Below are 12156 nucleotides of genomic sequence, written 5' to 3'. Positions count from 1 at the left end.
GTTATTCTTAATGTGAAAATTCTAAGTTGGCAATAAGTTTAATGTCTCTGCCTATCGGGTGACCTCCATTTGGTGAAAGAATATTGTAATTCAATCCAAATTCTTTACGGTTGATGTTTCCCGTAATTTCAAAAGAGGCTTTTTGAACACCGTTGTAATTATTGAATCCGATAAATTCGGTATCCAATTCAACCACTTTGGTGATGTTCTTTATTGTTAAGAAGCCTTTTAGGAAATTGATGTTTTTATTAATCTTCTGAAAAGAAGTTGATTTGAATTGTATCAAAGGCGTTTCATCATCCTCAAAAAGATCGGTGAATTTTGGATCTTTATTTTTTTGAATCGAATTGGATTCTTTGTCATTTACATTTAATGAAAATTCAATCGATGCATCCTCCACTTCGTCATTTTGAATGGCTACGTGTCCTTTGAAATTGTTTTTGTTTCCAGGCATGTAGCCTATTAGAGAATGTCTAGATTTTATTAATACGTCTGATCCGTTTGAATCAATTGCCCATTCATTTTCCATGATTCTTATTTTAAGTAATGTTATTTCCTGATGTTTTGTTTTATAAAATTTTGATAGTGCAAATACAATGGAAACTTTAAACACTAATATAGTTTCTTTTGTTTTTGATGACGCAAATGTAAGCAGGAAACTTTGAATACCAATAAAGTTTCCGATGTTTTTTTAAAATAAATGTATAGGCAAAAACTATGCCTCTATTTTACTCCGATTTGCAAGGCAATAATTCATATTTGAATTGTATCTTTGGGCCTCGCAAATCAGATTTTCATTTATGCACGATATCAGTCAGTACCAAGATTTTTTTGTTAGTTATTTAAAAAACCAAAGTGTAAATAAAGAGCCCAAAAATCTTTATGAGCCCATAGATTATATTTTGAGTTTAGGTGGAAAAAGAATGCGTCCCGTTTTGACTTTAATGTCGGCTGAGGTGTTTAATGCAGATTATAAAAAAGCACTTCCGGCGGCGATGGCGGTTGAGGTTTTTCATAATTTTTCGTTGGTTCATGATGATATTATGGATGATGCGCCACTGCGAAGAGGTTCGCAAACCGTTCATGAAAAATGGAATATCAACACCGGAATCCTTTCGGGTGATGCCATGTTGATTTTGGCGTATCAATATTTTGAGCAATACGAGCCAATTATTTTTAGGGATTTGGCTAAGTTATTCAGCAAAACAGCTCTCGAAGTTTGTGAAGGCCAGCAATGGGATGTCGATTTTGAAACCCGAAAAGATGTTACCATTCCGGAATACCTCAAAATGATAGAATACAAAACGGCTGTTTTGGTAGCGGCTGCCATGAAAATGGGCGCTATTATTGCCAATGTATCCGAAGAAAATGCTAATTTAATTTACGATTTTGGACTCAATTTAGGATTGGCTTTTCAATTGCAGGATGATTATTTAGACGCTTTTGGTGATCCCGAAACTTTTGGAAAACAAGTAGGAGGGGACATTATCGAAAACAAAAAAACCTATTTGTATTTAAAAACATTGGAATTTTCAACTCCTGAAAGAGCTTCGGAATTAGAGAAATTATTCAGTTCGCAATTAGAAGATAATGCCGAGAAAATAGAAATTGCAAAAGCTATTTTTAATGAATCAGGTGCATCAAGGGCTACTCAAGAAGCTATAGAAATGTATACCTTCAAGGCATTTGAAACCTTAGAGAAAATGGATATTGAACTACCTAAAAAAGAAATGCTGAGGACTTTTGGTGAAAACCTGATGGGAAGGAAGGTTTAGATTTAAGATTTCAGAATGCAGATTTTAGAAGTTTTGCATTCGATTAAACCGACCTCTTTTTAAATCTGAAATCAAAAATCGTTACCCAAGCCTTAAAGATGAACAGGCGAAGCAATCATCACTCTGAAATCTAAAATCTGCAATCTAAAATCTCCATGTTTATAGCACCAATAAATACCGATTTACTGCTCCAGGAAGCTGAGAAAGAAACGCTTTATGTTAATTTGATTGTTCAATTGAATAAGGATTTTAATTTGGCAAACGAAGCGGTAGATTTTCCAATAAGTCTGAGTCCAGACGAATTGAAAGTGCAATTGCACGAAAAAATCTACAGACTTATTCAGTACAAATTTGCCGAGTACCTCAATTTGCTTTATATCATTGATGTTTCCGAAGAGGAAGTCAAAAAACTAGACGGTTCTGATTTGGTTATTCTTGCGGAACAAGTTGCTTTTTTAATTTTGAAAAGAGAATGGCAGAAAGTTTGGTTCAGAAATAAGTATAAATGAAGTTTCTGAGATTCTGAAAATCTAAGGCTTTTTAATATCAGTACGAACAATACTTTCTAATTTATCCAATTCTTTCCAAAGTCCAAATCCGCTAACATCTAACTTGCTTCCTGTGATTTGAAAGCGACCGCATTTAAAACAAATTTTTGCTATTCCAACTGTTTTTTCTTTCTTTTTAAAAATAAAAATATCACGATATTCTGCCACGCAGGCATAACCTTCGTTCATTAACGAATCTTTTTCACTAAACACATTTTTAATCTCTTTTTCCTGTTTTAAAGATAAGTTCGATTTTTTGTATTTGTATTTTAATAGAAGGTTTTCAAAATTTTTTTTAGGAATGCTGTCTGGATAATAGCCCATAAATAAGTTTGAGAATTCTTTTTTCTTTTCTTTTTGAGTAGTATTATCACTAGCAAAATATTCGAATTCTCTTTCAGAAATATCCAGATAATAATGATCAATTTTGTCTGAATCAAAAAAAGGTCTTAATTCTTTCTTTTCCTTTTTTTGGATTTCTGTATCTGCTTTTTTGGAATTATTACAACTTGAAATTATAATAACAATAAGAAGAAAAATATATTTTTTCACTTGTCGCGTTTTAATAACTTAGAAACTTAGTCACTCAGAATCTCAGTAACTTCAAAAAATCAAAAATAAGCTCTCACAAAAGGCATAAGAGCATCTCCATATACATTGTCATTTTCGTCAAACAATACATTATAGGCAAGTCCTACAGTTACATTTCCAGTTCGATAACCCGCTCCAAGAAACAAAGCGGTATTCCAGAAATTGTCTGTATAACCACTTTGTCCATAATAGGCTTCATAATGGTTATTGACATAAGATTGATTTAAATTTATGGAAAGCTGAATTTGAGGAATCGGATTGATATAGGTCAAGAAGCTTGCGCCGTAAATTCCGGAATCGTAATATCCTTTGGATGAAGCATAGCTGGCTTGTAAGCCTAGACCAACTGCTAAATAAGGATTTACATTATAAATAGCACTCGGAGCAATAGAGATATCAGTGTATCCACTGCCAAAACTCAATCCTAATCCACCTCCAAATTGTACATTACTCCAAAACGGACTTCTCGATTGAGGAGTTTGCTGGTATTGAGCTATTACGTTTTCGTAAAAGAGCAAGGTAAAAAAGATGAAAAGGTACTTTGTTAGGGAGGAAAAGGTAGATTTTTTCATACTTCAGGCTTTTTTTAACAAATTTTTACGTAAAAGTACGTAAAAAAATAGATTTAAATAATTTGCTTTATTGTATTTTTGCCGGACTATTTAACAAAAGTATATTCAATAACAATATTATGGATAGGTTTTCATTTTTAAACGCAGCACATACAGAATTTTTCGCGCAACTATACGATCAATATCTAGAAAATCCAGATAGCGTAGAGCCAAGTTGGAGAAGTTTTTTTCAAGGTTTTGACTTTGGGATGACCACATATAATGATGAAAATCCTGTTCAGCAAATTGTTGAAGTGTCCACTGGTAATGTGGATTGCAGTTTAGTTTCCGACAAATTGCAAAAGGAATTCAATGTATTGAAATTAATCGATGGTTACCGTTCCCGAGGTCATTTGTTTACTAAAACAAATCCAGTTCGTGATCGTAGAGTATTTACGCCAACTTTGGATATCGAAAATTTCGGATTAACAACTGCTGATTTATCAATAGTTTTTGATGCAGCTCAAGTTATTGGTATTCCGCCTAGTTCCTTACAAGATATTATAACACGTCTTAAAGCAATTTACTGCCAGCATATTGGTGTTGAATATATGTATATCAGAAATCCTGGTGTTGTAAAGTGGGTTCAAGATAAATTGGGTGTAAACAATAATCAGCCAAATTTTTCTGCGGATGAGAAAAAAAATATACTGAACAAACTGAATCAAGCAGTTTCTTTTGAGAACTTTTTGCATACTAAATATGTAGGTCAAAAACGTTTTTCATTAGAAGGAGGGGAAACAATTATTCCAGCTTTGGATGCTTTAATCGAAAAAGCAGCCGAACAAGGAGTAGAGCAATTTGTAATGGGAATGGCTCACCGTGGTCGTTTGAACGTTTTGGCAAATATTTTCGGCAAATCGACTCAAGACATTTTTGGTGAATTTGACGGTAAAGATTACGATCAGGAATATTTTGATGGTGACGTAAAATACCACTTAGGTCTTACTGCCGACAAAAAAACAAGAACTGGTAAAAGTATCAATATCAATTTAGCGCCAAACCCTTCTCACTTAGAAACGGTTGGAGCTGTTATTGAAGGAATCACAAGAGCAAAACAAGAGAAATATTATCCGGATGATTTTTCAAAAGTATTGCCGATTGCCGTTCACGGTGATGCTGCAATTGCTGGGCAAGGTATTTTGTATGAAATCATTCAAATGGCATTGCTTGACGGTTACAAAACAGGTGGTACCATTCATATCGTAATCAATAATCAAGTTGGTTTTACAACTAATTATTTAGATGCTCGTTCTTCTACATACTGTACTGATGTTGCCAAAGTAACACTTTCACCAGTATTACACGTAAATGCAGATGATGCCGAGGCAGTTGTTCATGCCATGTCTTTTGCATTGGATTACAGAATGCAGTTTGGACGTGACGTATTTATCGATTTGTTAGGATATAGAAAATACGGTCATAACGAAGGCGATGAACCTCGTTTTACACAACCCGTTTTATATAAAATTATTGCAAAGCATCAAAACCCAAGAGACATTTATGCCGAAAAATTATTGGCAGAGCGTGTTATTGACGCTACTTATGTTAATGGTTTAGAGAAAGAATATAAAGCTACTTTGGAGGTTAATTTAGAAGCATCTCGTAAAAAAGATTTGACTATCATTACTCCATTTATGCAAAACGAATGGCAAGGTTACAAACAAGTAACAGCTGTTCAAATGTTGGAAAAAGTGGATACTTCTTATCCAAAAGAAAAATTAACTGAAATTGCCAATGCGATTTCAAACTTACCAACGGATAAAAAGTTTATTAGTAAAATTCAAAAACTAATCAACGACAGAAAAACAATGTTCTTTGAAACGGACAAGCTGGATTGGGGAATGGCGGAGCATTTAGCTTACGGGTCTTTATTACAAGAAGGTTTTGACGTTCGTATTTCAGGACAGGACGTAGAAAGAGGGACTTTCTCTCACCGTCATGCCGTTGTGAAAGTAGAAGATTCAGAAGAAGAAGTGATTTTAATAAACAGTTTGAAAGATAAAAAAGGAAACTTTAATATCTTCAACTCACACTTGTCAGAATACGGTGTTTTAGGTTTTGACTACGGATACGCTTTGGCAAGTCCAAAGGCGTTGACCATTTGGGAAGCACAATTTGGAGATTTCTCAAACGGAGCCCAAATTATGATTGACCAATATATTTCTTGTGGTGAGGATAAATGGAACAATCAAAACGGTATTGTTTTATTGTTGCCACACGGGTACGAAGGACAAGGAGCAGAACACTCTTCGGCTAGAATGGAGCGTTACTTACAACTTTGTGCAAGACAAAATATGTTTGTTGCCGATTGTACTACGCCAGCCAACTTCTTCCACTTGTTACGTCGTCAATTGAAAACGGAATTCCGTAAGCCATTAATCGTGTTTACTCCAAAAAGTTTACTGCGTGACCCAAGATGCGTTTCTTCTGTTGAGGAATTGGTAAACGGAAGTTTCCAAGAAACGATCGATGATACTACAGTAAACAAGAAAGATGTGAAAACATTGGTTTTCTGTACGGGTAAATTCTATTATGATATTACTGCTGAAAGAGAAAATATCGGTAGAAAAGATGTGGCGGTAGTAAGAATTGAGCAGTTGTTCCCATTGCCGGTAGAACAGTTAAAAGCGATTATTGCACAATATCCAAATGCCGATGATTATGTTTGGGCACAAGAAGAGCCTAAAAATATGGGAGCTTACAGTTATATGTTAATGAATTTTGATCTAGTAAAATGGAGATTGGCTTCATTACGTCAGTACGCTGCACCTGCTGCAGGTAGTTACACACGTGCAAAACGTCGTCACGCCGATGCAATCAGAATGGTATTTGACAAAACGTTATTTAGATAAAAAGAATTGTTTCAGGTTTAAAGTTTCAGGTTTAACACAGCTTGAAACTTTAAACAATTTAAACTTTAAACAAAAATTGTATGATTTTAGAAATGAAAGTCCCATCACCAGGGGAATCAATCAAAGAAGTTGAAATTGCAACTTGGTTAGTAAAGGATGGAGATTATGTAGAAAAAGACCAAGCTATTGCAGAGGTTGATTCAGACAAAGCAACTCTTGAATTGCCAGCAGAAGTAAGTGGAATTATCACGCTAAAAGCGGAAGAAGGAGATACTGTTGCTGTTGGCGCAGTAGTTTGCCTTATCGATACTGATGGCGCAAAACCAGCTGGTGCTGCACCAGTTGCAGAAGTTGCCAAAGCGGTGGAAGCACCAAAGGCTGAAGTAAAAGCAGAGGCACCAAAAGCGGCTCCTGTTGTAGCTTCTTATGCTGCAGGGACGCCATCTCCAGCGGCTAAAAAAATATTGGAAGAGAAAAACATAGCTCCAGCTACTGTTACAGGAACTGGTAAAGCTGGAAGAATCACAAAGGATGATGCAGTAAATGCTGTGCCTTCTATGGGAACTCCAACTGGTGGATCTCGTGGTACTGAAAGAACGAAATTATCTATGTTGCGTCGTAAAGTAGCCGAAAGATTAGTGGCAGCCAAAAACGAAACAGCAATGTTGACTACTTTCAACGAAGTAAACATGACGCCAATCAACTTGATTCGTAACGAATACAAAGATGCGTTCAAAGCAAAACATGGTGGCCTTGGTTTAGGATATATGTCATTCTTTACTAAAGCAGTTACAAGAGCCTTAGAATTGTATCCAGACGTAAACTCTATGATGGATGGTGACCATAAAATTGCTTTTGATTTTGCAGATATCTCTATCGCAGTTTCTGGACCAAAAGGATTGATGGTTCCTGTAGTTCGTAATGCTGAAAACTTGACTTTCCGTGGAGTTGAAGCAGAAATTAAAAGATTGGCTTTAAGAGCTCGTGACGGACAAATCACAGTTGATGATATGACTGGAGGAACATTCACAATTACTAATGGTGGTGTTTTTGGATCTATGTTATCTACGCCAATTATCAACCCTCCTCAATCTGGAATCCTTGGAATGCACAACATTATCGAGCGTCCAATTGCCGTAAACGGTAAAGTGGAAATTCACCCAATGATGTATGTGGCTCTTTCTTATGACCACAGAATTATCGACGGTCGTGAGTCTGTTGGTTTTTTAGTTGCTGTAAAAGAAGCTTTAGAAAATCCATTGGAATTATTGATGGGTGGTAATGCTAAAAAAGCATTGGAATTGTAGTTTGACAAATTCATGAAATAAAAAAACCGTCTCGTTCCAAAACGAGACGGTTTTTTTGTTTATTTGCCTGACAAATCAAATACTATTTATGGCTTCAAACAAAAAACAAGCTGCTATCGGCTTTATCTTCATCACAATGTTAATCGACATTACAGGCTGGGGAATTATTATTCCAGTTATTCCAAAACTGATCAAAGAATTGATTCATGGAGATGTTAGCGAAGCAGCAAAATACGGTGGTTGGTTAACTTTTGCGTATGCGATAACCCAATTTATGTTTGCGCCACTAATTGGTAATTTGAGTGATAAATTTGGGCGAAGACCCATAATCCTAATTTCGCTTTTTGCTTTTTCCCTGGATTATATTTTATTGGCATTTGCTCCAACGATTACATGGTTATTTATAGGTAGGATAATTGCTGGACTGACAGGAGCAAGTATTTCAACAGCTTCGGCGTATATAGCCGATGTGAGTACGCCTGAAAATAGAGCCAAAAACTTTGGTATGATTGGTGTGGCTTTTGGGCTCGGATTTATAATTGGGCCTGTTATCGGAGGTGTTTTGGGGCATTATGGCTCCAGAATCCCGTTTTATGCTGCAGCAGTTTTGTGTTTACTAAATTTCTTGTACGGTTATTTTATTTTGCCCGAATCATTATCAAAGGAAAATAGGAGACCATTGAATTTGAAAAGAGCCAATCCAATTGGTGCATTTTTGAATTTAAAAAAACACCCTTCGCTATATGGATTATTATTTGCTTTGTTTTTGATTTACGTTGCGTCGCATGCGGTAGAAAGTAACTGGAGTTATTTTACCATGTACAAATTTAGCTGGGACGAAAAAATGGTCGGTATTTCACTAGGTGTTGTTGGTGTTTTAGTAAGTCTTGTTCAAGGAGGATTGATACGATGGACTAGTCGGAAATTTGGAAACGAAAAAAGTATTTATGTTGGCATGACATTATATACGATTGGAATGTTTTTGTTTGCTTTTGCTTCGGAAAGTTGGATGATGTTTCTCTTTTTGATTCCATATTGTCTTGCCGGGATTGCTGGTCCAGCATTGCGAGCCATAATTTCGAATCATGTTTTGCCATCAGAACAAGGCGAAATTCAAGGGACAATTGCGAGTTTAATGAGTGCCGCAACCATTATTGGACCACCCATAATGTCGAGCCTTTTTTATTATTTTACACATAAAGGCTCACCATTTGAATTTGCAGGAATGCCATTTATTCTTGGTGGTTTATTGATGATGGTTAGTGGTATTGTTTCATATTTTTCGTTGAAAAAATATGCTACTTCAAATACAAACAATGGTTAAAGTAATCAATAATTCCTTTGCCTTTCATTAAAACATCGGCACCAATAATTCCATGAACGGGCTTTACTTTATAGTGACTCAAAGCTTCATTGACGTGAGATAAATCAAAAATAACAAGGTCTAGTTTATTGTTTTTCCATTTGCCTAATCGAAGTTTGTTGTTTGTGGCGGTTTGTGTGAGCATACCTGTTGCTCCTGCACCCGAAGCTTTGGTTTTGGAATTTTTGGCTTCCAATGCAAAATGTTCAATACTTTCAAATCCCACACAACTGTTGGAAGCGCCCGTATCCAATATAAAATTTCCTTTGACTCCATTGATTTTTGCTTTAATCAAAAGGTGCTGTGTCTTGGTGACTTTAAACTTGACTTTTTTATAATCTACCTTCTTTAGTTTTTCGTGTAAGTTTTTCATGTGGGAAGCGACTTTTTGCAAGGTAAAAATAGTATTCCTAACGATGCTTTTTCTTTTTGGACTTGATTTTTTCTTTTTTTATTCTTTTAGCGATTAATTTGAATAATAAAAAACAACCAATAAGTGTAGCAATAGTTACAAATCCTATTAGTACATAGTTGTTTTTTTCTTTATTTTCCAAACTGCCATAATATACGAAAGCTGCCCAATAATAGGGTGATTTTTTGGCATTTGAGATGTTTTTGGTTTTTAAAAAATCGAGTTTGGCTTTTGCATTGGCCTCAAAATAGGAGTCATTTTGTTTGACATATTTGTAGAAATCCCCCATGAATACGGATGTTGTATAATCATTTACTTTCCATAATGAGAATAACAAGTTTTGAGCTCCTGCAAACTGAAATCCTCTGGCGACACTCATCGCTCCTTCGGATTTGTAGAGTTTACCAATTCCCGTTTCGCAAGCACTTAAGACAACCAAATTCGGATTTATGTCAAGGTGATATAGCTCGGAGTATAGGACTTCGCGATCGTAAAATTTAATACTGGCAGGTGTTTCTATGTCTCCGGCAGTGGCATGGGTTGACAAATGCAGTATGGAATAACCTGAGGCATTATTTTTGAAGTTTTGAAAAGTGGCAGAATCATTTGCAAAAAAGCACCCTTTGAAATTATTTTTAATGGATTGTAATTCAGTTTTTGAATAAGTCAATGCATAATTGGTTTTTTCAAAAACGGGAAAAATACCCAAAACCGTTTTTTCTTTAGGAGAAAAGGGTTTAGCATTCAAATAAAAACTAGCCGAATTGTTATAAGCAATGTCAAAATCATGCAGCAAATAATGCATTTTTTCAAAATTGGTGGTTTTGGATTCTTTGGTAATTAAGGCTTCAAATGGCAGAAAATCAAGAACGCCATCTGGTATGATAATCAGATTTTTACAGTAGGTGTTTTGAGGGAATTGTAACCTATCATAAGCTATTTTTCCAAAATGGTTGTACCCTTTTATGTCATTGGTAATAGCATTGGCATCATTAAAATAACCAATAAATCGCCAAAAAATATTGGAATATTTAGCGTCGTTGCTAAAAGAATTCAATGCTATTTTTGATTTTTGAGAGCCACCCAAAACAAAATAGTACATTTTCTCATAACCCGAAAAATAGTAAATCATATGAGCATCATCTGATTCGAGTTTGGAATATAAGTCATTTAAATCGATTGGTTTTTCTTCAAAAGTGGTGATTTTTGATTGAAATTCTTTGAGCAAAAGCATGCTCTCATTTTGCTTTTTGATGGCTTTGTTTATTTTGTAAATATTGGCAGACTCTCCTTTTTGCTGTTCTTTCAGAATTTCATTGTTCCAAAATTGCAATTCTTGAATTTTTTGTTTTTCCTTTTGTGAAGCGCTTCTGTTTCTGGAGAGCTCACTTTTTAAAACACCAGATTTGGTGTGTTCCGCTAGTTGAAAAGCTTGTTCGATATAGCTGATTTTGTTTTCTTTTTTATACAAATTGTTATAGATAGCAATACATTTTTCGGAGCGATTGCTCATCCGGATTTGATTCATGATTTTTGAGTTTTCATACAGTAATAAACCACTCATCAATTCTTCGATAGGAAAACAAAGCGAATAAACTTGTAATGCTTTTTTAGGTTGGTTTTGTTGGTTATAAATGTCGGCTTGCAAATCTAATGCGTCCAGCAATATCGTTTCGGCATACAATGAACTTTGTAGCGGAATGTTTCTTTTTTGACTGCTGTATAAAGGGATTAAGGTTTGATAAACCAACTGGATGGACTGCAATGCTTGAGGCGTTTTATTTTGTTTGGAAAACAACAATGCTTCTTCGTAATACAATTTTGCAATGGCTCGAACTCCATGATTTTTGATTGTGAAGAAAAGGGTTTTTGCTTTTTCGAAATAACCATTCGCCTTTTTAAAATCACTTTTTTGTCCATTTAGGGAAGCAAGGTTTCTATAACAATTGGATAAAGCTTCAGACTGATTTTTTTCGGTTTTTAAAAACTGAAGGGCTCTTTCGTAGCTCTCCTCGGCTTGATAATATGCTTTTGGATAATTGTTTAATTCTTTTGCATGTAGCAAATAATTATTTCCCAGATTATTCAATAAAATCCCTTTTTGATTTGAGGAAAGTTTTGCTGTTTTTAAGGTGTTTTCTAATAAATCAATAGCCATGCTGTTTTTGCCAGAACTTTGATATACATTGGATAAGTTGATAATGGCCGCTATTTTAGCGCTTTCATTTTTCTCCTCGTTGGCAATAAAATAATAGTGTTTGATGGTGTTTTCGGCATTGTCATAATCACCCATTATTGTGTATAAATTACCTAATGGTTTTAGGCAATAATCAATAATATCGTAATCAGTGAGTTGGTAGGTTTGGTATGTTTTCCAAGCCTTTTCATAACTGGTTATGGCTTGGTTTGTTTTGCCAAATTCATTTTCGAAATAGGCTTTGTTGCAGTTTAAAATCACGATGGATAGCAATCCTTCTTTTGATTTTTTGTCTTGGTTTTTCCAAAAATTGGCTTCAATGGTGTTGAGGTTATTTATTCCTTCCAATGATGGATTGGCGACAAAATAATCGATAGCATCATAGGTTATATCTTCTTGCGTGTGTTTTTTTTGTCCGAATACATTCAGAGAAATTAAGAGGTACAAGAAGATTATTTTTTTTGGCATAACTTTTATCTTATTGGTGTTTTCTAGGG

At 35.0% G+C, this 12156-nt stretch carries 10 protein-coding genes; 5 read left to right on the top strand and 5 right to left on the bottom strand.

Translation table 11 applies throughout. The annotated features are described in order from the left end of the window. Positions 1-7: 7 nt before the first annotated feature. Positions 8-529, bottom strand: a complete 522-nt coding sequence (locus C8C85_RS06595; RefSeq protein WP_116798411.1) for a YceI family protein — start codon at positions 527-529, stop codon at positions 8-10. A gap of 271 nt (positions 530-800) precedes the next feature. On the opposite strand from C8C85_RS06595, the gene C8C85_RS06590 reads away from it, so the two are divergent. Together C8C85_RS06590 and C8C85_RS06585 are read left to right on the top strand one after the other, a co-directional pair. Next, the gene (locus C8C85_RS06590; protein WP_116796356.1) at positions 801-1775 is read left to right on the top strand and encodes a polyprenyl synthetase family protein; all 975 of its coding nucleotides are present in this window, start codon (positions 801-803) and stop codon (positions 1773-1775) included. Between the two features lie 155 nt (positions 1776-1930). Further along, positions 1931-2284, top strand: coding sequence for a hypothetical protein (locus C8C85_RS06585; protein ID WP_116796355.1), 354 nt, complete (start codon positions 1931-1933; stop codon positions 2282-2284). A 21-nt stretch (positions 2285-2305) separates the two neighbouring features. Here the strand turns inward: C8C85_RS06585 and C8C85_RS06580 are convergent, their stop codons facing one another. Both C8C85_RS06580 and C8C85_RS06575 read right to left on the bottom strand, forming a co-directional pair. After that, a complete protein-coding gene (locus tag C8C85_RS06580; protein WP_116796354.1) occupies positions 2306-2875 on the bottom strand; it encodes a hypothetical protein in 570 nt (189 codons plus the stop codon). A 59-nt stretch (positions 2876-2934) separates the two neighbouring features. Further along, positions 2935-3486 (bottom strand): hypothetical protein, encoded by a 552-nt coding sequence (locus C8C85_RS06575; protein ID WP_116796353.1) that lies wholly within the window; start codon positions 3484-3486, stop codon positions 2935-2937. Between the two features lie 119 nt (positions 3487-3605). Here C8C85_RS06575 and C8C85_RS06570 point away from each other — a divergent pair, with 119 nt between their 5' ends. From C8C85_RS06570 to C8C85_RS06560, 3 genes are all read left to right on the top strand, one after another. Then, the gene (locus C8C85_RS06570) at positions 3606-6380 is read left to right on the top strand and encodes a 2-oxoglutarate dehydrogenase E1 component (RefSeq protein WP_116798410.1); all 2775 of its coding nucleotides are present in this window, start codon (positions 3606-3608) and stop codon (positions 6378-6380) included. Between the two features lie 80 nt (positions 6381-6460). Continuing rightward, positions 6461-7687, top strand: a complete 1227-nt coding sequence (gene odhB, locus C8C85_RS06565; protein ID WP_111409585.1) for a 2-oxoglutarate dehydrogenase complex dihydrolipoyllysine-residue succinyltransferase — start codon at positions 6461-6463, stop codon at positions 7685-7687. Between the two features lie 88 nt (positions 7688-7775). After that, positions 7776-9011, top strand: coding sequence for a TCR/Tet family MFS transporter (locus C8C85_RS06560; RefSeq protein ID WP_116796352.1), 1236 nt, complete (start codon positions 7776-7778; stop codon positions 9009-9011). On the opposite strand, the gene C8C85_RS06555 is transcribed toward C8C85_RS06560, so the two are convergent. Together C8C85_RS06555 and C8C85_RS06550 are read right to left on the bottom strand one after the other, a co-directional pair. Then, on the bottom strand, positions 8986-9423 hold the full coding sequence (locus tag C8C85_RS06555; RefSeq protein ID WP_116796351.1) for a retropepsin-like aspartic protease: 438 nt from the start codon (positions 9421-9423) through the stop codon (positions 8986-8988). The genes C8C85_RS06560 and C8C85_RS06555 overlap by 26 nt on opposite strands. Before the next feature lie 37 nt (positions 9424-9460). Continuing rightward, a complete protein-coding gene (locus C8C85_RS06550) occupies positions 9461-12127 on the bottom strand; it encodes a CHAT domain-containing protein (RefSeq protein ID WP_116796350.1) in 2667 nt (888 codons plus the stop codon). Positions 12128-12156: the final 29 nt, after the last annotated feature.

The organism is Flavobacterium sp. 103 (genome assembly GCF_003096795.1).
Classification (GTDB): Bacteria; Bacteroidota; Bacteroidia; order Flavobacteriales; family Flavobacteriaceae; genus Flavobacterium.
The sequence above is the reverse complement of the archived record's forward strand: the minus strand, read 5'-3'. Positions and strand labels throughout refer to the sequence as shown.